The 22,484-nt window shown below is 60.3% G+C and carries 25 protein-coding genes and 1 pseudogene; 12 read left to right on the top strand and 14 right to left on the bottom strand.

The genetic code is table 11. The features are described 5' to 3' along the window. The 3 genes from modB to P7C00_RS18345 form a co-directional block, all read right to left on the bottom strand. The gene (modB, locus tag P7C00_RS18355; protein ID WP_346635442.1) at positions 1-681 is read right to left on the bottom strand and encodes a molybdate ABC transporter permease subunit; all 681 of its coding nucleotides are present in this window, start codon (positions 679-681) and stop codon (positions 1-3) included. Next, positions 682-1,449, bottom strand: a complete 768-nt coding sequence (gene modA / locus P7C00_RS18350) for a molybdate ABC transporter substrate-binding protein (protein WP_346635441.1) — start codon at positions 1,447-1,449, stop codon at positions 682-684. Positions 1,450-1,660: 211 nt separating this feature from the next. Next, positions 1,661-2,725, bottom strand: coding sequence for an NAD(P)H-dependent flavin oxidoreductase (locus P7C00_RS18345; protein WP_404937031.1), 1,065 nt, complete (start codon positions 2,723-2,725; stop codon positions 1,661-1,663). A gap of 202 nt (positions 2,726-2,927) precedes the next feature. Between P7C00_RS18345 and P7C00_RS18340 the strand changes: the two genes are divergently transcribed. Then, entirely contained in the window at positions 2,928-3,416 is a 489-nt protein-coding gene (locus P7C00_RS18340) for a GyrI-like domain-containing protein (RefSeq protein ID WP_346635439.1), read from the top strand. On the opposite strand, the gene ada is transcribed toward P7C00_RS18340, so the two are convergent. From ada to P7C00_RS18315, 5 genes and pseudogenes are all read right to left on the bottom strand, one after another. Then, a complete protein-coding gene (gene ada / locus P7C00_RS18335; RefSeq protein WP_404937030.1) occupies positions 3,380-4,453 on the bottom strand; it encodes a bifunctional DNA-binding transcriptional regulator/O6-methylguanine-DNA methyltransferase Ada in 1,074 nt (357 codons plus the stop codon). The genes P7C00_RS18340 and ada overlap by 37 nt on opposite strands. 85 nt (positions 4,454-4,538) lie before the next feature. Then, entirely contained in the window at positions 4,539-5,219 is a 681-nt protein-coding gene (gene alkB / locus P7C00_RS18330; protein WP_404937029.1) for a DNA oxidative demethylase AlkB, read from the bottom strand. Then, positions 5,209-5,649 (bottom strand): annotated as a pseudogene (locus P7C00_RS18325) (2OG-Fe(II) oxygenase); the annotation flags it as partial. The gene alkB and the pseudogene P7C00_RS18325, both read right to left, overlap by 11 nt. A gap of 171 nt (positions 5,650-5,820) precedes the next feature. After that, entirely contained in the window at positions 5,821-5,991 is a 171-nt protein-coding gene (locus P7C00_RS18320; RefSeq protein ID WP_317068900.1) for a hypothetical protein, read from the bottom strand. 32 nt (positions 5,992-6,023) lie between these two features. Further along, the gene (locus tag P7C00_RS18315; protein WP_011061687.1) at positions 6,024-6,326 is read right to left on the bottom strand and encodes a DUF1883 domain-containing protein; all 303 of its coding nucleotides are present in this window, start codon (positions 6,324-6,326) and stop codon (positions 6,024-6,026) included. Between the two features lie 209 nt (positions 6,327-6,535). On the opposite strand from P7C00_RS18315, the gene P7C00_RS18310 reads away from it, so the two are divergent. The 4 genes from P7C00_RS18310 (at position 6,536) to P7C00_RS18295 (ending at position 8,911) form a co-directional block, all read left to right on the top strand. Continuing rightward, positions 6,536-6,886: a hypothetical protein gene (locus P7C00_RS18310; protein ID WP_346635436.1), complete on the top strand. Its 351-nt coding sequence runs from the start codon at positions 6,536-6,538 to the stop codon at positions 6,884-6,886. Positions 6,887-7,043: 157 nt separating this feature from the next. Next, positions 7,044-7,694 (top strand): c-type cytochrome, encoded by a 651-nt coding sequence (locus P7C00_RS18305; protein WP_404937028.1) that lies wholly within the window; start codon positions 7,044-7,046, stop codon positions 7,692-7,694. 65 nt (positions 7,695-7,759) lie between these two features. Beyond that, complete coding sequence (locus P7C00_RS18300; RefSeq protein WP_404940039.1) at positions 7,760-8,611, top strand: c-type cytochrome; 852 nt, start codon at positions 7,760-7,762, stop codon at positions 8,609-8,611. 69 nt (positions 8,612-8,680) lie between these two features. Then, positions 8,681-8,911, top strand: coding sequence for a hypothetical protein (locus P7C00_RS18295; protein WP_102863256.1), 231 nt, complete (start codon positions 8,681-8,683; stop codon positions 8,909-8,911). Positions 8,912-8,926: 15 nt separating this feature from the next. On the opposite strand, the gene P7C00_RS18290 is transcribed toward P7C00_RS18295, so the two are convergent. Further along, entirely contained in the window at positions 8,927-9,208 is a 282-nt protein-coding gene (locus P7C00_RS18290; RefSeq protein ID WP_102863257.1) for a hypothetical protein, read from the bottom strand. 466 nt (positions 9,209-9,674) lie between these two features. Between P7C00_RS18290 and galU the strand changes: the two genes are divergently transcribed. After that, a complete protein-coding gene (gene galU, locus P7C00_RS18285) occupies positions 9,675-10,514 on the top strand; it encodes a UTP--glucose-1-phosphate uridylyltransferase GalU (protein WP_003182953.1) in 840 nt (279 codons plus the stop codon). Between the two features lie 131 nt (positions 10,515-10,645). Next, complete coding sequence (gene gorA, locus P7C00_RS18280; protein WP_404937027.1) at positions 10,646-12,004, top strand: glutathione-disulfide reductase; 1,359 nt, start codon at positions 10,646-10,648, stop codon at positions 12,002-12,004. Here gorA and P7C00_RS18275 read toward each other — a convergent pair whose 3' ends face one another. Continuing rightward, positions 12,005-13,012 carry a DNA-binding protein gene (locus P7C00_RS18275; protein WP_404937026.1) on the bottom strand — a complete coding sequence of 336 codons (1,008 nt, stop codon included), beginning with the start codon at positions 13,010-13,012 and terminating at the stop codon, positions 12,005-12,007. Positions 13,013-13,193: 181 nt separating this feature from the next. Between P7C00_RS18275 and P7C00_RS18270 the strand changes: the two genes are divergently transcribed. The 3 genes from P7C00_RS18270 (at position 13,194) to ahpF (ending at position 16,546) form a co-directional block, all read left to right on the top strand. Further along, entirely contained in the window at positions 13,194-14,132 is a 939-nt protein-coding gene (locus P7C00_RS18270) for a site-specific integrase (protein ID WP_346635431.1), read from the top strand. A gap of 151 nt (positions 14,133-14,283) precedes the next feature. After that, complete coding sequence (ahpC, locus tag P7C00_RS18265; protein WP_011061677.1) at positions 14,284-14,847, top strand: alkyl hydroperoxide reductase subunit C; 564 nt, start codon at positions 14,284-14,286, stop codon at positions 14,845-14,847. Positions 14,848-14,980: 133 nt separating this feature from the next. After that, entirely contained in the window at positions 14,981-16,546 is a 1,566-nt protein-coding gene (gene ahpF / locus P7C00_RS18260; protein WP_404937025.1) for an alkyl hydroperoxide reductase subunit F, read from the top strand. Positions 16,547-16,714: 168 nt separating this feature from the next. Here the strand turns inward: ahpF and gloA are convergent, their stop codons facing one another. Then, complete coding sequence (gene gloA / locus P7C00_RS18255) at positions 16,715-17,236, bottom strand: lactoylglutathione lyase (RefSeq protein WP_346635429.1); 522 nt, start codon at positions 17,234-17,236, stop codon at positions 16,715-16,717. A 199-nt stretch (positions 17,237-17,435) separates the two neighbouring features. Here gloA and P7C00_RS18250 point away from each other — a divergent pair, with 199 nt between their 5' ends. After that, positions 17,436-17,963, top strand: coding sequence for a DUF4946 domain-containing protein (locus P7C00_RS18250; RefSeq protein ID WP_404937024.1), 528 nt, complete (start codon positions 17,436-17,438; stop codon positions 17,961-17,963). 230 nt (positions 17,964-18,193) lie between these two features. Here P7C00_RS18250 and P7C00_RS18245 read toward each other — a convergent pair whose 3' ends face one another. The 3 genes from P7C00_RS18245 to P7C00_RS18235 form a co-directional block, all read right to left on the bottom strand. Further along, positions 18,194-18,559 carry a histone-like nucleoid-structuring protein, MvaT/MvaU family gene (locus tag P7C00_RS18245; protein ID WP_123725488.1) on the bottom strand — a complete coding sequence of 122 codons (366 nt, stop codon included), beginning with the start codon at positions 18,557-18,559 and terminating at the stop codon, positions 18,194-18,196. Between the two features lie 245 nt (positions 18,560-18,804). After that, positions 18,805-20,343, bottom strand: coding sequence for an EAL domain-containing protein (locus tag P7C00_RS18240; RefSeq protein ID WP_404937023.1), 1,539 nt, complete (start codon positions 20,341-20,343; stop codon positions 18,805-18,807). Between the two features lie 81 nt (positions 20,344-20,424). Beyond that, positions 20,425-21,318 carry a LysR family transcriptional regulator gene (locus P7C00_RS18235; RefSeq protein ID WP_404937022.1) on the bottom strand — a complete coding sequence of 298 codons (894 nt, stop codon included), beginning with the start codon at positions 21,316-21,318 and terminating at the stop codon, positions 20,425-20,427. Positions 21,319-21,403: 85 nt separating this feature from the next. Here P7C00_RS18235 and P7C00_RS18230 point away from each other — a divergent pair, with 85 nt between their 5' ends. Then, entirely contained in the window at positions 21,404-22,360 is a 957-nt protein-coding gene (locus P7C00_RS18230) for a DMT family transporter (RefSeq protein WP_404940037.1), read from the top strand. Positions 22,361-22,484: the final 124 nt, after the last annotated feature.

Genomic DNA, 22,484 nt, shown 5'->3' with positions numbered 1-22,484 from the left:
TCAGCTCCAGCCTGCTTTGGTCTTGCGGCTGGAATACAGCGCCAGCAACACCAGGAACGAGAACACCAGCATGGCTCCGGCCAGCCAGTGGGCCTGGGCGTACTCCATGGCTTCGACGTGATCGTAGATCTGCACCGAGACCACCCGGGTCTTGTCAGGGATGTTGCCGCCGATCATCAGCACCACCCCGAACTCGCCGACGGTGTGGGCAAAGCCGAGAATCGAGGCGGTGATGAAGCCCGGCCGCGCCAGGGGCAGGATCACCGAGAAAAAGGTGTCCCAGGGATTGGCACGCAAGGTGGCGGCCACCTCCAGGGGACGGCTGCCAATGGCAGAAAAGGCGTTTTGCAGCGGTTGCACCACAAAAGGCATGGAATAGATCACTGACCCCAGCACCAGGCCGCTGAAACTGAAGGTCAGGGTGCCCAGCCCCAGGGACTGGGTGAACTGGCCGAAAAAGCCGTTGGGCCCGAGGGCCAGCAGCAGGTAGAAACCTATCACCGTCGGTGGCAATACCAGGGGCAATGCCACCACGGCGCCGATCGGCCCGCGCAACCAGGAGCGGGTGCGCGACAACCACAACGCAATCGGAGTGCCGATGACCAACAGGATGAGGGTCGTCAGGGACGCCAGTTTAAGGGTCAGCCAGATGGCGGAAAAATCGGCACTCGAAAGGGTCATTTACAGTTGATAGCCGTAGGATTTGATGACAGCGCCGGCTTTGGGCCCCTTGAGGTAGTCAACCAGCGCCTTGGCAGCCGGGTTGTCCTTGCCCTTGTTGAGGATCACCGCATCCTGCTTGATCGGATCATGCATCTGGGCCGGGACTATCCAGGCTGAGCCGCTGGTGACTTTGCCGTCTTTATAGATCTGCGACAAGGCGACAAAACCCAGTTCGGCATTACCGGTGGAGACGAACTGATAGGCCTGGGTGATGTTCTGGCCCTCGACGATCTTGGCCTTGACCTTGTCGGTCAGGCCCAGCTTGGCCAGCACCTGGGTCGCGGCCAGGCCGTAAGGCGCCGCCTTGGGGTTGGCGATGGACAGGTGCTGGTACTGGTTGTCCTTGAGCACCTGGCCTTTGCTATCGACGTAGCCGTCCTTGGCCGACCACAGGGCCAGGGTGCCGATGGCGTAGGTGAAGCGCGAGCCTTTGACGATATCACCCTCGTTTTCGAGCTTCTGCGGGGTGCTGTCGTCGGCGGAGAGGAAGACTTCGAAAGGCGCGCCATTCTTGATCTGGGTGTAGAACTGCCCGGTGGCACCATAAGCGGCCACCAGCTTGTGGCCCGTGTCTTTTTCGAAGTCGGCAGCGATGGCCTGGATCGGTGCGGTGAAATTGGCAGCGACCGCCACCTGGACTTCAGCGGCCTGGGCCGAGCCGAAGGCGAAGAGGGCGAGCAGGCCAGCGAGGCAAGTCGGGGCAAAACCTGAGGCACGAAGGTTCATCGAACAGCTCCATTGGGGGGAAGGACGCGTTGGGCAGCGAATGCTTGGAGGGAATCTGCACCCATGGCAGGGCTTATCGCTGTATAGCGAAATATATAGCGAATTCTCGATGAACGGAACTGTGCTGCAGGCCTCGCTGGCAATGGGCTGCAACCGGCACATTAACCGGTGCAGCACCCGGCGCCGCGATCACGGTCGCGGCGCCGGGCGGTCAGCGCCGCTTGAGCTGCGCCAGGGTCTGTTCGGCCAGGCGCAGGGTCAACTCGTAGGCTGGCAGCTCCACCCCCAGGCGCAGGGCCTGGCCGGACCAGAGGTTGGCGAAGTCGGCATCGTCCTTGGCCTTCAGCGGCAGCAATGCTCCGCCGGCTCGGGGAAATGCCGGAGCCAGGGGGCTGATGGGACCGATTTCGCGCATCACCCGGTTGACGATGCCTCTGGCAGGGCGGCCGGTGAACAGGTTGGTCAGCGCAGTCTGGCTTTCCTTGGCGGTACGTAGGGCCCGGTGATGGGCGGCGCTGATGTGGGCTTGCGGAGTGAACAAGTAAGCGGTGCCCAGTTGTACCGCCGATGCGCCCAGGGCCATTGCCGCGACAATGCCTCGGGCGTCGCCGATGCCACCAGCGGCGATCACCGGTACCTTCAGCGCATCGACGATCTGCGGCACCAGGGCCATGGTGCCCACCTGGCTGTTGAGGTCGTCGCTGAGGAAGATCGCCCGGTGACCACCGGCTTCGTAGCCCATGGCAATGACCGCGTCGCAGCCGCGCTCTTCGAGCCATAAGGCTTCGTCCACGGTGCTGGCCGACGAGAGCACCCTGGCCCCGGTGGCCTTGACCCTGGCCAGCAGCGCCGGCTCCGGCAATCCAAAGTGAAAACTCACCACCTCGGGCCGCAGCTCTTCCACCAACTGGCAACCGGCTTCGTCGAAGGGCGCCCGATTGCTGACCGGGGTTGGCGCATCGAAGTCGGCGCCCAGTTCCCGGTAGTAGGGTTGCAGGGCGTTCTTCCAGCGGCGCTCCTGTTCGCTGTCCACGGCTTGCACCTGATGGCAGAAGAAGTTCAGGTTCAGCGGGTGCCGAGTGGCCGAGCGAATGACCTGCACTTCCTGGCGAATCTGTTCCGGGGTGAGCATGGCGCATGGCAACGAGCCCAGGCCGCCGGCCCGGGACACGGCAATCACCATGGCGGAGCCGTTGGCGCCGGCCATGGGGGCTTGAATGATGGGCAGGTCGATGCCCAGCAGATCGAGGAGGCGACTATCGGTCCATTGGCTCATGTGCATGGTTCTCCGGCGGCAGGATTGGACGAGGCAGGCGATGGTTTTTAGCAGGAGAAGGGCGCCCTAGGCCAGCTGACTTTTCCCGGGTGGGCTCAAATACAGGCATTTACCGCGGTGGCAGGGTGGCTGTCGCGGAGGTTGATCCGACGCTAGACTGCGGCGGATATTTTCCCTCATCGCGGCGTAAGGAAGCTTGATCATGGAAGTAAAACTGCGCGAAGTATTGCCCTTCAGCGTCGCAGGCCTGCAAGTTCGCACCCTCAATATCGAAGAGCAGCAGGCGGACAGCGCCAGGATCGGACCGATGTGGCAGCGCTTTTATGTCGATGGCCTGTTCGACAAAATCGGCCCTCGTCAGGCGGACTCTTTCGTCTATGGCGTCTATTCCAATTACGAGTCCGACGCTTCGGGGCATTTCGATGTGACCGCCGGTGTGGCAGTGACGAGTGCCTGTGCGGACTACCCCAACGTGGACATCCAGGGCGGTGATTATCTGGTGTTCAGCGCCAAGGGCGCGATGCCCGATTGCGTGATCCAGACCTGGGGCCTGATCTGGGCCTACTTCCAGGACAACCCGCAGGTGCAGCGCGCCTTCGCTACGGACTTTGAGGTTTATACCAGCGCCGATTCGGTGGCGATCTACATCGGGATTCAGGCCTCGGATGGCGTCTCGCGTTCCAGCAACTGACGCTTGCGTTCCACTCCCCAGCGGTAGCCTGAAAGATTGCCGTCGCTACGTACCACCCGGTGACAGGGGATCGCCACCGCCAGGGTGTTGGCCGCGCAGGCCTGGGCCACCGCACGCATGGCCTTGGGGGCACCAATGCGCTGGGCAATCTCGGCGTAGCTGGCGGTGCTGCCGGCGGGAATGCTTTTCAGGGCCTGCCACACCCGCTCCTGGAATGCGGTGCCGCGCAGGTCCAGGGGCAGGTCCAGGCCGAGGGCTGGCGCTTCGACAAAGCCCACGACCTGGGCGACCAGGCGTTCGAAATCAGCGTCGGCGCCGATCAGGTTGGCCCGGGGAAAGGTGTCTTGCAGTTCCTCCACCAACGGGTTGGGGTCGTCCCCCAGGAGGATGGCGCAGACACCCCGGTGACTCTGGGCTACCAGGATCGCTCCCAGGGAACATTGGCCCACGGCGAAGCGGATATCGGTGTTGGGCCCACCGGCGCGGTAGTCGCTGGGTTTCATGCCCAGCAACTGGTCCGCGGCTTCATAGAAGCGACTGTTGGAGTTGAAGCCGGCGTCGTACAGCGCTGTGGTCACCGAGTGTCCGCTTTGCAGATGGCCGCGGACTTTGCGCGAGCGTTGCGCATTGGCGTAGCCCCGCGGTGTGAGCCCGGTGGCAGCCTTGAACACCCGGTGGAAGTGATAGCTGCTGACGCCCGCGTGCTGCGCCAGTTGTTCCAGGCTGGGAGCCGATTCGGCAGCTTCAATCAGCCGGCAGGCGGCAGCCACCAGCGCCGCATGGTGCGCGGCGACCTGGGTCTGGTCGCTGGCTTGACGCTTGCTCGGACGATAGCCCGCCGCTTCGGCCTGTTGGGCGCTGTCGAAGAACTCGACGTTTTCCGCTTTCGGCAGGCGCGACAGGCTGCTGGGACGGCAGTACACCCCCGTGGTCCGCACGGCATAGACGAACCTGGCATCGGCGCTGGCGTCGCGTTTGAGCACGGCCTGCCAACGTGGGTCCTGTTCAATCTGTTGTTTGCGTGTCAGGGCATTCATGGTCGGTGCTCGACGGGGAGTGGCGGTCAGATTAACGGCCCGGGCCCCGTTCGGCACTCCGGGGCTTGCGGTTGAATTCCACGTCTCAGCCGGCGTGGCGAAAGGTCAGGTTGATCCGTTGCCGGCCGAGCAGGGAATGGCTGCCGTCCTTGAGGGGCAGCACCCCGTGATAGCGCAGGCGATCGACGCCGCCCCAGACCACCACATCACCGTGGAGCAACGGCACCCGCTGGCTCTTGTCGCCGCGCTGCTGGCCGCCGAAAAGAAAGATCGCCGGCAGACCAAGGGACAGGGAGACGATGGGCGCGCTGTAGTCGCGCTCGTTCTTGTCCTGGTGCAGGGACATCTTCGCTCCTGGCTGGTAGCAGTTGATCAGGCACGAGTCGGGATTGAAGCCTTTGAAATCGGCGGCATCGGCTGCCATCTCCGCCAGTTGTCGGAACACCTCGGGCATTGCCGGCCAGGGCTGTTGGCTCTGCGGATCAATGGGACTGTAGCGATAGCCGTTGCTGTCGGTGGTCCAGCCCAATTGGCCGCAACTGCTCAAACCGACAGACATGGTGAAGCCGCCTGGCGTGATCATGTGGCGAAACGGCGCCGCGGCAAGCACGGCGTCGAGCTGAGGCAGCAGTGCTTCGATCCAGGGGAGGGCGAAGCCGCGCAAGACCCTGGATTGTGGGCCCAGCGCTTCGATGCGGGCCGGCTGTTGCAGGTCGCTGTCACTGAACAGCCCGAGGTTGGCGGGCCCGCCGTCATTACAACGCATCGTGAAAAATCACTCCAAGGGTGTGGCGCTGGCCGCTGTCAACGCGGCTGACACCATGGCGCAAGGTCACTCGATAGGGCCCGCGCGCTCCGACTACTGGGCGATGATGCACGGCGAATACCAGGCCATCACCCTGCTTCAGACCAATGACCTGTGGCCGTGATTGCATGCGCGGGCGCTGTTCGGTGAGCACCAGTTCGCCGCCGCTGAAATCGGTTCCCGGCTGTGAGAGCAGGAAGGCCACTTGCAGGGGGAAAACGTGTTCGCCATACAGATCCTGATGCAAGCAGTTGTAGTCCCCAGGGCCATATTGCAGGAGCAATGGGGTCGGGCGCAGTTGCCCGGCGCCATGGCAGCGCTGGATGAATGCGCAATGCTCCGACGGGTAGTGAACGTCGATGTTCATCAGGCGGTTCCAGCGGTTGGCCTGGTCGAGGGCCTGCTCGATGCAGGCCCAATCCAGTTGTTGCAGGCGATCATGGAGCGATGAGGCGGGCATGGCGGGAGTGTCCTGGGCAGTAAGAGTCTGGCCAGTCTGCGGCTGGGGTGCCTGCTGAACACTCCGTTGCTTGCGCTTGAATCGGTCGCGGGGAGGGCGGCTCTACAACGCTTTGCTGACGCTGACGTCGCTGATGACGTCGTCGGACTGGCCATGCAGGGCTTCCAGGGCGGCCAGGGCCTCTTCCTGAGTGCCGTTTTCAAGTTGGGCAAATTCGAAGCGGCGCTCACCATTGAGCTTGTATTTGATGACGTACTTGGTGGTCTGGGGCACGGGGCTACCTGTTGTCGCGAGGAGTTTGGGGCTTAGCGCAGTTTCGAGCTGGAGCGACGAATGATGCGGATCGAGTGAGTCAGGTTCGGCTTGCGGGTCACGCTGATGGGGCGCCGGTTGACGGTGTCGATGGTGATATTCCAGAAGCCGGTGCTGGGGGCGGTGATCTTGGCGGGGAACTTGTCGAAGGCTCCGCCGTGATAGGTGTGACGGCCGCCATTCTTGAAGCTGCGGAAATTGGCGTCGCTCATCAGGCGAATGTTGCAGACCTGGGAGCATTCGATGACGACGATATCGTCTTCGTTCAGGTGCTCGCGCTGGTGGATGAATTTCATGGGCGCCTCCAGAAGGGCTATATCTACAAAAACAAAACGTTGGCGTGGGCGATGGCGCAGTTTATCAGGCCCAAAGGGTTATTATTCGGCCCCAGCCTCGGGCTTTGACAATTTAAAACAGTTATTTGGATTTTTATCGGCGATAAAGCCGTGCCTCTGGAGAAAAACAGCGCCTTTGCTGTCGGAGGGACTTTTATTGGAGATTTTATATGAAGCGCTGGGTGTGGGTTCTGGCCTTGGCCATCAGCGGTTGTGCCTCCGTCTCGGATATCAACCAGACGCCGCCGACCCTGAGCGTCATCTCTGGCAAGAAGCCCCAGGATTACGCCAAGTGCCTATCTGGGAAGCTTTCCGACAGCCGTGGCGCACTGCAGGTCGAGCCGCGCAAGGAAGGTTACCGGGTGATCGTGCCCCAGAGCCTGTCGGCGGCTCCGGCGGCGGTGTTCTACATCGATGAACGCTCGGGCGGCAGTAGCATCAAACTGCACGAGCAAATGTCCAACAACCCCCTGCGGCCACAGGATGTGCGCAAGGCAGGAGAGGCCTGTATCTCTGGCTGACCCCAAGCCCAGGGCCTTGCCAGGGCCTGTGACTGCTCTGGTGAGCAGCAACAGCTAGCCGCACCAATTTCGCATTGTCGCTATGGATCGATTGCCCTACTATTTGTGTGCTTATGCCGACTGGGTCTAAGCATATAACTAGAATAATGGAGTCCATATGATCCCACTGGATCGAATGCTATTGAGTGGCCTGATGCTGCTGTTTGTGCAATCTGCCCACGCCGTGGATGGGCAGAAAGTTTTCACCCGGGGCGGCACCCAGCCAGGGGCAACAGCCTGCCAGGCCTGTCATGGGGCTGATGCGATGGGCCTGGCCCCCGCCGGGTTCCCGCGTCTTGCCGGCTTACCGGCAGGCTATCTCGCCAAACAGCTGCATGACTTTCGCAGCGGTGCGCGCAGCAGCCCGGTCATGCAGCCTCTTGCCAAGGCATTGAGCGAAGACGAAATCAGCGCCGTGACCGGCACCCTCGCGGCCATGCCCGGGCCGAAAACCCAAGCGGTCGGCCGTAGTCAAGTCGCCAGCGGCGTCGGTGAGCGCCTGGCCTTGCGTGGCGCCTGGGAGCGGCAGGTTCCCGAATGTGTAAGTTGCCACGGGCCTGGCGGTGTCGGTGTCGGTGTGGCTTTTCCGCCCCTGGCCGGGCAGCCGGCCGGCTACCTGGTGGCGCAACTCAATGCCTGGCGTGATGGCAGTCGGCACAACGACCCCAATGACCTGATGGGGCATGTTGCCAAGTCCTTGAGTGCTGAAGAAGTCACCGCAGTGGCGGATTACTTTGCCAGCTTGAAACCTCAGGAGGCGCGGCCATGAAACCATTGATTGCAGGATCGTTGATGGCATTTCTTGCGGTTCAAGTGCAGGCGGCTTCCATTGCCATGGAAGATCAGTCGCAGATACCGGCGCCAAGCGCTTCCGTTCATGCCGAGTACTTCCAGTCGCCGGCCGAGAGTGAGTTGCCGGACAATGCCTACGGCAGGCTGGTGCGCGAAGGTCATGCCTTGTTTGTCGACACCAAGCGCCTGGCGCCGCAGTACGTGGGCAATGGGCTCAATTGCAGCAACTGTCACCTTGACCAGGGCCGTCTGGCCAACTCCGCGCCGCTTTGGGGCGCCTATCCGATGTACCCCGCCTACCGCAAGAAGAACGACAAGGTGAACACCTTTGCCGAACGCTTGCAGGGCTGCTTCCAGTTCAGCATGAATGGTGGCAAGCCGCCGGCGGCGGACAGTCCGGAGATTACCGCGCTGTCGGTATATGCCTACTGGTTGGCGAGCAAGGCGCCCCTGGGTGTGGAGTTGCCTGGAAGGGGGTACCCCGATGTGGCCCAGCCCGCTAAGGGCTATGACCTCAAGCAGGGCGCGGCGGTGTATCAGGCGCAGTGCGCGGTCTGCCATGGCGAGCAAGGCCAGGGCCAGAAAGCCGGGACGGACTATGTGATGCCGCCGCTCTGGGGCAAGGATTCCTATAACTGGGGAGCGGGGATGCATCGGATCAATACCGCAGCGTCCTTTATCAAGCACAACATGCCACTGGGCAAGGGCGGCAGCCTGAGCGACCAGCAGGCCTGGGACGTGGCAGCCTTCGTCAACAGCCACGAGCGGCCGCAGGATCCGCGCCTGGTGGAGGGCTCCATCGAGAAGACCCGAGTCAAATTCCACGCCAATGACGGGGTAAATTTGTACGGTCAGACGGTAGAGGGCGTGCTGATAGGCCAGGGCATCCGATAAACTATCCCTCATCGTCAACGATGCCGCCCGGGTTCAAACCTTGGCGGCATCGTCTTTTTGGGAGAAAGCATGAAGCGGGAACACGTCAGGGAAAAGCATGCAGAGGGCTTGATCTCTGCCACCCACGTGATTCAGAACCCGGCCAATTCCGGGGAATGGATTGTGTTTTTCAAGAAGAGCGCCGGGCGCAGCTACTTTCTGGTGGATGAGAGCGACGAGGTGGAATCCTTTTCCCGTCTTGACGATCTGATTGAAACCATTCGCGGCCTGGGCATCAAGTTCGCCGAGATTCACATGTAGTGGCGCGTTCGCCCACTACTTGCAGACGACTATCACGCTACGGCTTTTGTAGTTGCCAACGTCGACTCCCAGGGTCTTGTCACTTTCCTTGGGGGCAGGTGTGCCTTCGGTGCTGACGATCTGATAGCCAGTGCCGGCGCAGGACGCTTCGGCTTTTTCATAGCAACTGGCCCAGGAGCCGGCTTCCCCGGAGCAATCGATGCTCAGGCCTTGTTCGCCATTGGTCAGATAGGTGTTGGAAGCCGTGGCGCATCCGGTCAGAGCCAGTACAGCGGTGACTGCGAGAAGTCTGTTCATGGGGATTTCGTCGTCTGGAAGAGGGATGTCTTGGGGGGGGGTGGGTATCGATGTGGCGATGCTATAGCTAATGGCCATTTCGGTACAGCGCATCACCTTAGTCCGCGAGCGTTGGCGAAAAGTGCCACGCCTGGATATGACGGACCTTGAATCGGGCATTTCGGGGGTATTTCGCTGCCATTGAAGGTGCCATCAGTGTCGCGTGGAAAATGCAATTGAGCGTGCCCTTATGGGCTTGCCCGGAAAGCGTCTCGACTTGGCCGGTCAAGGCGCTCAGGCACCGGTTTACAAGCCCTGTGAGGTGATGAAGGTTTACGCCATGCGCTATCTAGAGGATGCTGCGGAACTATCTGGCGCTTTATTTCTCTATGATGGCAGCGGTTAGCCAGCGCGGGGCATTGTAAGGTGCACGCCGCCTGATTAGACTGCGCCGAAACTCGTACGCACAGCCTTTTTAAGGACTCATATGATCAAGAAATGCTTGTTCCCAGCAGCCGGTTACGGTACTCGCTTCCTGCCAGCGACTAAAGCCATGCCTAAAGAAATGCTGCCGGTGGTGAACAAGCCACTGATCCAGTACGGCGTTGAAGAAGCGCTGGATGCTGGACTGACTGAAATCTCCATAGTGACCGGCCGTGGCAAGCGCGCCCTCGAAGACCACTTCGACATCAGTTACGAGTTGGAAAACCAGATCAAGGGCACCGATAAGGAAAAATACCTGGTCGGTATCCGCAAACTGCTGGACGAGTGCTCGTTCTCCTACACTCGCCAGACCGAAATGAAAGGTCTGGGCCACGCCATTCTTACCGGTCGCCCGCTGATCGGTGACGAACCCTTCGCCGTGGTGCTGGCGGACGACCTGTGTGTCAACCTTGAAGGCGACGGCGTACTGACCCAGATGGTCAAGCTGTACAAGCAGTTCCGCTGCTCGATCGTGGCCATCCAGGAAGTCGATCCGCAGGAAACCAACAAGTACGGCGTGATCGCCGGCGAGATGATCCGTGACGACATCTACCGCGTTCACAGCATGGTCGAGAAGCCAAAGCCGGAAGACGCTCCATCGAACCTGGCGATCATCGGTCGTTACATTCTGACTCCGGATATCTTCGATCTGATCGAGCAGACCGAGCCGGGCAAGGGGGGTGAAATCCAGATCACCGACGCCCTGATGAAGCAGGCGCAGAACGGCTGTGTAATGGCCTACAAGTTCAAGGGCAAGCGTTTCGACTGTGGTGGCGCCGAGGGTTACATCGACGCGACCAACTTCTGCTTCGAGAACTTCTACAAGACCGGCAAGGCGTACTGATAGCCGCTGCACGGGTTTGTCGGAAAAGCCACCTTCGGGTGGCTTTTTCATTTGTCGTCCTTATGTAGATCCTCTGCGCTGACCCAATCGCCATCTGCGGTTATGCTTGTCAGCCTGCCTGGGAGAGTGAAATGGCCTACGATTTTGATCTTTATGTAATTGGTGCCGGTTCCGGCGGTGTGCGTTGCGCGCGCTTTGCCGCGGGTTTCGGGGCGAAAGTCGCGGTGGCCGAAAGCCGCTATCTGGGCGGTACCTGTGTCAACGTCGGCTGTGTGCCGAAAAAACTCCTGGTGTACGGTGCCCACTTCGCTGAAGACTTCGAGCAGTCCTCGGGTTTTGGCTGGTCCCTGGGCGAGGCGGACTTTGATTGGGCGACCCTGATCGCCAACAAGGATCGCGAAATCAATCGCCTTAACGGCATCTACCGCAATCTGCTGGTCAACAGTGGTGTGACCCTGCACGAAGGCCATGCCAAGTTGATCGATCCCCATCAGGTGGAGGTCAATGGCCAGCGCTACAGTGCCCGGCACATCCTGATTGCCACGGGCGGCTGGCCGCAGATTCCGGATATTCCCGGCCGCGAGCATGCCATCAGTTCCAATGAGGCGTTCTTCCTCAAGGCTTTGCCCAAGCGTGTCCTGGTGGTGGGCGGTGGTTATATTGCGGTGGAGTTTGCCGGGATCTTCCACGGCCTGGGTGCCGATACCCAGTTGCTGTATCGCGGTGATCTGTTCCTGCGTGGCTTTGATGGCGCGGTGCGCAAGCACTTGCAGGAAGAGCTGACCAAGCGCGGCCTGGGGCTGCAATTCAATGCGGATATCGAGCGCATCGACAAGCTGGCCGATGGCAGCCTGGAGGTCACCCTCAAGGATGGTCGCAAGCTAGTGACGGATTGCGTGTTCTACGCCACTGGGCGTCGGCCGATGCTCGACAACCTGGGGCTGGAGAATACCGGCGTCAAACTCGATAAGCGCGGCTTTATCGAGGTTGACGATCAGTACCAGAGCAGCGAGCCGTCGATTCTGGCCATTGGCGATGTGATTGGGCGTGTGCAACTGACGCCTGTGGCCCTGGCGGAAGGCATGGCCGTGGCTCGGCGTCTGTTCAAGCCGGAACAGTACCGCCCGGTGGATTACCGGATGATTCCGACGGCGGTCTTCAGCTTGCCGAATATCGGCACCGTTGGCTTGACCGAAGAGCAGGCGCGCGAGGCGGGGCACAAGGTGCAGATTTTCGAAAGCCGCTTCCGGCCGATGAAGCTGACCCTGACCGACTGCCAGGAGCGCACCTTGATGAAGCTGGTGGTGGACGCCGACAGTGACAAGGTACTGGGGTGCCACATGGTTGGGCCTGATGCCGGGGAAATCGTCCAAGGCCTGGCGATCGCCCTGAAGGCGGGAGCCACCAAGCGCGATTTCGACGAAACCATCGGGGTGCATCCGACGGCTGCCGAAGAGTTCGTTACCATGCGTACCCCTGTCGCGGACTGATCACGAGTCCGCGGGTGTGTCTGGCTGCGCCTTGGTTGCCGCAGCCAGGCGCAGCGCCTCGAGGCCGACCTCGGCCTTGGTGGCGCGCAACTCCATCTCCTTGCTCAATCGAGCCTGTTTGTCGGCTCTTTCCTTGAGTGCCTGAATCTCCTCCGAGGCGACGCGCAAGCGTTCCTGAAGCAGGGTGCCGGCGCTGTCCTGGCGCGCCAGTTGTTCGTTAAGCAGTGCCTGCGATACAGCGCTCTTGCTCGCTGCGTCCTGGGCCTGCTTGAGCTCCTTGTGGGTGGCTCGCTGCTCGCTGAGCAGGCGTTCGTTGTCGCGATGCAGTTGGGTGATTTCGTCCTGGCGTACCAGTGCGCTCTGCTGAGCCTGGCGCAGCTCCATCTGCACCTGTTGGATCTGGCCTTCGTGGCGACGCAGTTCCTGTTCGCGTTGTTCCTTGCTGGCGGCGCGGTAGTGCTCTAGAGCGTCCCTTGCATGCAGGTGTTTTTCTTCCAGGGAGCGGATCTGTTGCTCCTTGTCTTCCAGACGCAGGTGGCAATCCTTCAAAGCCTGATTGAGTTCGGCGTTGCGGGTTTGTTCGCTCTGCAGCATGGAGCGGGTGTCTTGCAGGGCGGCACTTTCCCCGGCCAGGGCGCTGGCCTGGATCTGTAGCTGCTGCTGCAGTTGTTCCTGGGTGTGCCGCGCTTGCTCCAGTTGTTGCTCGAAGGCCTGCTTCTGTTGTTCGGAGTGGGCGAGGGCCTGTTCCAGAGGTTCCTGGGCCTGCTCTTGCAGGCGTTGAGCCAGTCGTCCTACCAGTTCACTCAACTCCTCATCCAGTGGCACCGGGCCCGCATCTCGGCGGCTGGTGCCGTCATCCAGCTCCTTCAAATAGCGGTGGATGGTGGTTTTCGAGCCGGTATTGCCCATTTCTATGCGTACTGCATCGATGCTGGGGTGTTCGCCGCGGGCAAGAATCGCCTGACGCGCTTTCTTCACCACCGCCTTGTTTATGCCTCCGCGAGCCATGGCTCCTCCAACGATTTAATACTGTGATACATGGTATGTAATTAGTGATTATTATACAGGTAGGTAAAGTTTCAAGATAGAGAGAATATGACCTGGGATATTGTAGTATTACCCAGTGTCATGGGGCGTTCGGCGCTTCTTTGTCTTTTCGCTGGCGTACATCTGTCGGGGTTGAACTGTCATGAGTGAGCTGGAGCGTTACCTGCAAGCCGCTACCCGCGATAACACCCGTCGCAGTTATCGGGCGGCGATCGAGCATTTCGAGGTGCAGTGGGGCGGGTTCCTGCCGACGACGGCGGAGAGCGTGGCCCGTTATCTCGCGGCTTACGCCGGGGAGTTGTCGATCAACACCCTGAGGTTGCGCCTTTCTGCACTGGCTCAATGGCACAACAGCCAGGGTTTTGCCGATCCGACCAAGGCGCCAGTGGTACGCCAGGTGTTCAAGGGCATTCGTGCGTTGCATCCAGTGCGCGAGAAACAAGCCGAGCCCTTGCAGTTGCAGCATCTGGAGCAGGTGATTGCCTGGCTTGACGAGGAGGGGGCAGCCGCTGCCGCCGAAGGCCGTCAGGCCGACCTGTTGCGAGCGCGCCGCGACCGGGCGCTGATCCTGCTGGGGTTTTGGCGGGGTTTTCGCAGTGATGAACTGTGTCGCCTGCAGGTCGAGGATGTGCAAGCCATGGCCGGTTCCGGCATCAGCCTCTATCTGCCGCGCAGCAAGGGTGATCGCGACAATCTGGGGCGCACCTTTCACACGCCGGCGCTGCAGCGTCTGTGTCCGGTACAGGCCTATGTCGAGTGGATCAACGGCGCCGCACTGGTGCGCGGCCCAGTGTTTCGCAGCATCGACCGCTGGGGCCACCTGAGCGAACAGGGGCTGCACGCCAATAGCGTGATTCCATTGCTGCGCCAGGCTCTGGAGCGTGCCGGCATCGACGCCGAGCATTACACCAGCCACTCCCTGCGCCGTGGGTTTGCCACCTGGGCCCACCGCAGCGGTTGGGACCTCAAGTCCCTGATGAGCTATGTGGGCTGGAAGGACCTGAAGTCCGCCATGCGCTATGTCGAGGCCAGCCCGTTCATGGGGATGGCACTGATTGATCCGAAGCCGGTTCGCCAGTAGTCAGAGGTTTCTTCTATTAATACTGTCGGCTGATAGCCAAAACCAATCGGTAGCATCAGGTTTGCCAATGAGCCAAGCGGAGACTCATTGGTTAGGATTCTCTCCATCAAGTTTTCACCCAATGTTTTCAACCACTGATGGAGAGTCAACGATGCCTATCATCAACAGCCAAGTTAAACCGTTCAAAGCTACCGCATTCAAAAACGGCGCATTCGTCGAAGTGTCGGACGCTGATCTGAAAGGCAAATGGTCTGTCGTGTTCTTCTACCCGGCTGACTTCACCTTCGTTTGCCCAACCGAGCTGGAAGACCTGGCCGACAACTACGCCGAGTTCCAGAAGCTGGGTGTTGAGATCTACAGCGTTTCCACCGACACCCACTTTGCTCACGCTGCCTGGCACAACACCTCGCCAGCCATCGGCAAGATCCAGTACACCATGATCGGCGACCCAACCCTGGCCATCTCTCGCAACTTCGACGTGTTGATCGAAGAAGCCGGTCTGGCTGACCGCGGCACCTTCGTGATCAACCCGGAAGGCCAGATCAAGATCGTTGAAATCAACGATGGCGGCGTAGGCCGTGACGCTTCCGAGCTGCTGCGCAAGATCAAGGCCGCTCAATACGTTGCCGCGCACCCAGGCGAAGTCTGCCCAGCCAAGTGGAAAGAAGGCGAGGCCACCCTGGCTCCGTCCCTGGACCTGGTCGGCAAGATCTAAGTCCATGTTTGACTCCAGGGCGGTGATCCGCACCTAAGTAAGCTGCACCGCCCCCAAAACGCCCGGGCGAGATTCGCTCGGGCGTTTTTTTTTACCGAATCATCTCTTTATTCAGAACATGGAAATCGCCCGTATGTTGGACGCCAATCTTAAAGCTCAGTTGAAGTCATACCTGGAACGGGTCACCCAGCCGATCGAGATCGTCGCCTCCCTCGACGACGGTGCGAAATCCCAGGAAATGCTCGAGTTACTCAAAGACATTGTCAGTCTTTCCAACCAGATTACGTTGCTCGACAACGGTACCGATGGGCGCAAGCCGTCGTTCTCGTTGAATCGCCCGGGAAGTGATATCAGCCTGCGTTTCGCCGGCATTCCCATGGGCCACGAATTCACCTCGCTGGTGCTGGCCCTGTTGCAAGTCGGCGGTCACCCATCGAAAGCCAGCGCTGAAGTGATCGAACAGATCCGCTCGCTCAAAGGTGAGTTCAACTTCGAGACCTACTTCTCGCTGTCTTGCCAGAACTGCCCGGACGTGGTCCAGGCCCTGAACCTGATGGCGGTGCTCAACCCGAACATCCGTCATGTGGCGATCGACGGCGCGCTGTTCCAGGCCGAAGTTGATGAACGCAAGGTCATGGCGGTGCCCAGTGTCTACCTCAATGGCGTGAACTTCGGCCAGGGTCGCATGGGGTTGGAAGAGATCCTCGCCAAACTCGACACCGGTGCGGTAGAGAAGCAGGCGCAGAAGCTCAACGCCAAAGAGGCCTTCGATGTGCTGGTGGTCGGCGGCGGTCCAGCCGGCGCTGCGGCAGCCATCTACGCCGCTCGTAAAGGCATTCGTACCGGGGTCGCGGCCGAGCGCTTCGGCGGCCAGGTACTGGATACCATGGCCATCGAGAACTTTGTTTCGGTGAAAGAGACCGAAGGGCCAAAACTGGCCGCGGCACTCGAAGAGCACGTCAAGCAATACGACGTCGACATCATGAACCTGCAGCGTGCCAGTGCCCTGGTGCCGGCCAAGGAAGTGGGCGGTCTGCATGAGATTCAGTTTGAAAGCGGCGCCAGCCTGAAGGCCAAGTCGGTGATCCTGGCGACGGGTGCCCGCTGGCGTGAAATGGGTGTGCCGGGTGAGCAGGAGTACAAGGCCAAGGGCGTGTGTTTCTGCCCGCACTGCGATGGTCCGCTGTTCAAAGGCAAGCGGGTGGCGGTGATTGGTGGCGGTAACTCCGGCGTCGAAGCGGCGATCGACCTGGCGGGTATCGTCAGCCACGTAACCTTGCTGGAGTTCGACAGCAAGCTGCGGGCCGATGCCGTGTTGCAACGCAAGCTGTACAGCCTGGCCAACGTCAAGGTCATTACCAGTGCCCTGACCAGTGAAGTGAAGGGTGATGGGCAGAAGGTCACCGGCCTGGCCTACAAGGATCGCGATTCGGGTGAGTTCCACACGGTGGACCTGGAAGGCATCTTTGTGCAGATCGGCCTATTGCCCAACACCGATTGGCTCAAGGGCGCGGTGGAACTGTCGCCCCGTGGCGAGATCATCGTCGATGCCCGTGGCGAGACTTCGCTGCCTGGAGTATTTGCTGCCGGTGACGTAACGACAGTGCCCTTCAAGCAGATCGTGATTGCGGTGGGCGAGGGCGCCAAGGCCTCCCTCAGTGCATTCGATCACTTGATCCGCACATCAGCACCGGCTTGATCGGCCGCTGAAAAAACAAAACCCCATGAGCTTGGCTCATGGGGTTTTTTATTGCTGTGCTGGTAGGCGTCGGTTGGCCGCTGAAGAGGCCCTTGGGCCTTGCGCCGTTGAGGACGCGTTCGCTGGCAGGCCAGCGCCTACACAGGCCGGCTCTGTACCGGCAAAGGGTTACAGCGGCGCCGGCTGGATGATCTCGACCCAGTAGCCATCCGGGTCCTTGATGAAGGCCAGGCTCTTCATGCGGCCGTCATTCAGGCGCTTCTGGAAGTCGCAGCCCAGGGTCTCGAAACGTTCGCAGGCAGCGACAATGTCCGGCACCGAGATGCAGATATGACCAAAGCCACGCGGGTCGGTGTTGCCGTTGTGATAGGCGAAGTCCGGGTCGTTCTCGGTGCCGTGGTTGTGGGTCAGTTCGAGAATTCCGGGGATCGACTTCATCCATTCGGTACGGGCCGCAGCGTCGGCCGGAATCTGCGACTTGTCCACCAGTGCGAGGAAGTACAGGCTGAATTCGGCTTCGGGGAAATCGCGTTTTTCCACCAGGGAAAAGCCCAGGACCCGGGTGTAGAAGTCCAGGGAGCGAGTGATGTCCTTGACCCGCAGCATGGTGTGGTTGAACACGAAACGGGCAGTGGCTGGGTCCGGTTGGGCAGTCACGCCGGGGAAAGTGTTGAGTTCGTTAAGGCTCATGGGCCCTCCAGAAGAAAGTGCGGCAAAGGCTTCCCGCGAGGGCGGGGAAGTCCTTGGCAGGCAATGGTTCGGACATCCTTGGAATCGGGCAATGATACGCAACTGGGCAGGATGGCGCCAAACCCAAAGCTCCTGATCTATTGCCCATTCCTGGCGCCAGGCTCAGACTTCAAGGCCTGTTCCTCAAGTGTGCCAGTCCATGATCGAGTCGTTTAAAACCCAGGCTGCGGGCCTGTTGCTGCTGATGTTTGCGGGCGCTGTCCAGGCGCAACCGGAGGTTGCCTGGCCCGAGGGCTGGACCGTGGAGCCAGTGCCCGTCCAGGAGGCGGATCAGGCCGCCCAGGTTTCCCGGCAGCGGGCGGTGAAGAACGATGCCGCGGGCAATCCGCAACTGGTCATGGAGTTGACCATGACCCAGGTGGAGAGTGGGCATGTAGTCAATCTTCAAGGGGTATTGCTGGAAATGCGCAAGTCGGTACAGAAAGACTTTGCCCGAGGCGGATATCAGAGTGTCTGTAACAAGATTCATGCCGCGCAGTTGAGTCGTCTCGACGCTCTGGAGACCACTTGTACCATTACCCAGAATGGGCGACATGTGTTGTCGCAAACACTGGTGGCGGCGCTGGATGGGGATAAGGCTTATGTACTTTCATACGCCGGCCAAGCAGCGGCTTATGCCGACAGTCAGGATCAAATACTCGCTGTACGAAATAGCCTCAAACTTTAAGGAAAAATCTGAAATAGTCGGTTTGCTTTTCGCGTGTGGCGAGTTCGTTATCGAAAAGGCATTAAGCGAGTAGTTGGTTCGGGGCTGGCCTTATTGCAAGGTCTATCATGGGCTGGCTCATCGCCAGCAGCTGGGCTGGATCTTCCCTTAGATTCAAGTCGTAATAAGAATATTCTTATCAATGTAAAAGGCCCTGCATATGCAGGGCCTTTTTCAGGTTGCGGCTTTGTTCAAGCGCGCAGCCAGGAATCCACAGTGGCAGCACCGTACTGTTCTTTCCAAGCTTTCAGGCCGCGATGATTGCCGCCCTTGGTTTCAATCAGTTCACCGGTGTGCGGGTTCTGATAGACCTTCACCACGCGTGCGCGGCGCTGTTTAGGGGCGTTGGCCTGTGGCAGGCCGCCTTTGCCCAGGTTGGGATCAAGGATTGCGATGATGTCACGCAAACTCTTGTCGTAGGATTTCATCAGGGCCTGGAGTTTCTCTTCGAACTCGATTTCCTTTTTGAGTCCGGCGTCATTCTTCAGGGATTCAAGCTGCGCGAGCTGTTCTTGAAGTGCTTTTTCTGCAGCACGAAATTCAGCAAGTCTGGACAATATCTTCACTCCAATAGTCTATTTTGGCTGATACAAACCACAAACAAAGCTATAAGCCATAAGCCGGTTAAGGCTCGATTAAGTGGCCTACCTGTGAATCTTGTACAGGCGGGAAAAATTGTAGTAGTTAATGGCGCGCGAGTAAATCAGGTTGTTCTTGTTCAAGCCTGTATTTGCCAATTTAATCAAATTGGTGCATGTCCCGAGTTATCGGTATCGAGTACTTGATGTTCTGGTATGGCCATTTAATGGCGCGCAACGGTCGCAACAAATTCTGCACTGGGCATGGGGCGTCCGAATAAATAACCCTGCAGGAAATCCACCCCTTGAGCTGCGAGGTAATCCCGTTGTTCGGCAGTTTCAATACCTTCGGCGACGATGCCCAGATCGAGTTTGGCCGAGAGTTGGATAATGCTGTCGAGTATATGCAGCGACAGTGCGTCGGCACCGATCATGGCGACGAAGCTCTGATCGATCTTCAAGTAATCGACATTGAACTGACGCAGATAACCCAGACTGGAATGCCCGGTGCCGAAGTCGTCGATGGCGATCATTACCCCGAGCTCATGCAAGGCGGCAAACAGCTGCAGGGTGGTGGCCGTGGGCTCGATCAGCTCGCGTTCGGTCAACTCCAGTACCAGGATCACTTTGCCGGGAGGGAAGGCGGCGAGAAACTCCCGACAGTCCTCCAGCAACTGCAGGTCATGACAGTGACTGGCGGTGATGTTGATGCCGATATGAAAACCGTCAGTGAAGTCGGCAGCGTGGGGGGCCAACGCCTGCATCGTCTGCTGCATCAGTGAACGAGTCATGGGCACGATCAGCCCCGAGTGTTCGGCGAAGGGGATGAACAGGTCCGGACGCACCAGCCCCTCTTTCGGATGTTGCCAGCGCATCAGCACTTCAATGCCGGCCCATTGCAGCGTGTCGCCGCGCACCACCGGCTGAAAGTATGGAATGAATTCCCGGGCTTCCAGTGCCCGGCGCAATTCATGGCTGGGAGAGGCGGAGCGCTTTTGCAGCCAATGGGCCAGGACACCGGCGGCGGCACCGAGAAACACCAGCAGGCTGAACAACGCCGGATACTGGCTTTTCATGTATTTCCAGGTGTCCCCCTCGGGAAATCCGGCACTGACGCTGTAGGGATAGCGTGATGAGCTTAATTGCTCGCTGGCCACTGCTGCCAGTGGCGGCGCGCCGTCGTGGACCCTGCCGTCACTGGACAACCAGTGCTCGCCCACCTGCAGTTGCAAATGGGCGAAGCGGCTGATCAGGCGCAGGGCGTTGGTCAGGTGATAACCGTCGATGGTCGCCAGGGCCGAGCGCTCGCCCTCACTCCAGCGGTAGACCAGCAGCGCGGTGTTGGGGGTGATGGGGTTGCCACTCATGAGCCAGAGCCGGCCATCAACGTAGTCCCGGGGCTCGAGGGGTACCGGATAGTTGCCCAGCAATGAACTGCAATAGTTGTTGTTGCGCCACACCAGGTTGGTCGAGCGCACGAATGGCCGGCGAGTCACCTGGTCGCGCAGGGCCAGTTGCCGGACCTCGTCGCACTCCAGGCCTGCCTGGGGCAGCAGCGCCCTGGCGGCGATGTCGGTGTTGTCCAGCATCAGGTCGAACTGGCGAACGGCTTCTTCGGCGGTTTCCAGGCTACTGCGTACCAGCGCTCGTTCGGCCTGGGCATAGAGAATGACGACCCCCAGTGCGATGGGGAGCACAATCGCCAGCAATGTCCAGAGTGTGCGGGTAGAGCGCTTTAGCGGACCTTTGGCGGTCAGGGGCATGGATCGAACCTGTGGAAGAGGAGGGGCCTGCCAGCGTGTGGCTGCCGCAGCAGGGGCAGCAGCCTCCTGGTGTTGTCTCGATCATCGCAGGATAGACGGCTTTGGATGACGATACAGGCGTTGCGCATGCTGGATAAAGGCCAGAGCTGCCGGCGATGCCTGGCGCCGGTCGAGCACGGCGATCCCCACCTGGCGCCGCACCGGCGGCGACAGGGGCTTGCTTTCATAGCGGGCGTCCGCAGCCGGGGGCAAGGACAGCTCGGCCAGAATGCTCAAGGCGTCACCCCGGGCCACGGTTTCCAGGGTGCTGAGCAGTTGCGAGCTGCGATAGCGGATGTTGGGACTCAGGCCGGCGCCGGTGAATAAGCGCGTAACCAGCTCGGCCGAGCCGGCTTCGGTAAGTACGAAGGGATCGTGACACAGCTGTTCGAGGCGGATCTGTTGCTCCCGGGCCAGGGCATGGCCTGCGGGAATCAGCGCGACCAACTGGTCCTCGATCAGTGCGAAGGTATCGAGACGCTCCTCGGGCAACACCACGAACCCCACGTCGACCCGTCGCTCCTCCAGCCATTGCAGCACCTGGCGATCCGGTCCCTCGTCGATATGCACCTCGATTCCCGGATGCTCGCGTCGGTACTCCTTGAGGATGGATGGCAACAGGTGCATGGAGGACGTGGGGCCAAAGGAGCCGATGCGCAAGGTGCCGCGCTTCATGCCCCGAGCATCGGCGGCCTCCTGCTCCAAGGTCGCTGCCAGCCCCAGCATGGCCCGGGCCCGCAGCAACAGTTGGCCACCGATATCGGTGAGCTCGACCTGGGCCTGATGGCGGCGGAACAACTCGACCCCCAGTTCCTGTTCCAGGGACTTGATGGCGTGGGACACGGCCGACTGGGTGATGCCCAGGCGCGTGGCGGCGCTGGTGAAGCCCGCAAGCTCGGCCACCCGGGAGAAGATCTCCAATTGGGTCAGGGTCATGAGTAAACGCTCATTTTACGATGATTAACTATTAGACAAAGAATGGCCTCGCAGCACAAATCCACGGCCACAGAGCAGCATGAACATGAATGAAAGCGGTATTAGCGGCCCCCTCGCGGCCGATCACGGGGACCTGGTGGTCTATTGCAAACTGGCAGCAGTGACCATGATCTGGGGCGGCACCTTCGTCGCCGGACGTTACCTGGCCGGTGGCTTTTCCCCCTTGCTGGCTGCCAGCCTGCGTTTCTTGCTCGCCAGCCTGGCCCTACTTGGCTTCATGGCGGTGGCGCGTATTGCCCTGGTCCGCCCCAGCCTCAAGCAGCTCGGCCAACTGGCACTCCTGGGGTTCTTCGGCATCTTCTTCTACAACCTGTGCTTCTTCCTCGGCCTGCAACAGGTCAACGCATCGCGGGCATCCTTGATCGTGGCGCTCAATCCTGCACTGATTGCCCTGGCGTCCTGGGCACTGTTCAAGGAGCGCCTGAGCCGGCGCAAGTTGCTGGGCATCCTGTTGTGCCTGAGCGGTGCCGCCCTGGTGATCTGCAGTCGCGATCCTTCGGCCCTGGCTGCCGGGGCAGGGGGCTGGTATGGCGACCTGTTGATACTCGGCTGCGTCCTGGGTTGGGGGGTGTACTCGCTGTTTTCCAAAGACCTCAATCAGCACCTCGGCCCGTTGCAGACCGTCACCTATTCGATCCTGATGGGAACCCTGATGCTGTGGGCCACGACCCTGGCCCGGGGCGAGTTCGACCTGCATGCCATTGTCCGCCTGGACCTGAGCCAGGGCTTGAGCCTGCTGTACCTGGGTGTCCTGGGATCGGCGCTGGCCTATATCTGGTACTACGACGGCCTGCGACGCATCGGTGCCACCCGCTCCGGAGTGTTCATTGCCCTCAACCCGCTGACGGCAGTGCTGCTGGGCGCACTGTTGCTGGGAGAGCAACTGAGCCTGGTGATGGGATTGGGCGGGGTGTTGATTCTCGGCGGCATCTACCAGTGCAACAAACCCCTTGCGGGCCAGGCGAAAAAGGCGATTTTATAGAGAATGCGGACAAAGGCTTTTACGCTGTGTAGAATCCGGTTACGCATACAATAATAAAGTCTTCTGGCAGCAGAAGCCTCGTCCCCCAGCCTGTAAGACAGGGTCGAAATGAAGATTCTCGGGT

Origin of the sequence: Pseudomonas sp. JDS08PS003 (assembly GCF_045013505.1) — a bacterium.
GTDB classification, from domain to species: domain Bacteria; phylum Pseudomonadota; class Gammaproteobacteria; order Pseudomonadales; family Pseudomonadaceae; genus Aquipseudomonas; species Aquipseudomonas protegens_B.
Note: the sequence above shows the minus strand (reverse complement) of the source record. Positions and strands in the feature narration are given on the sequence as shown.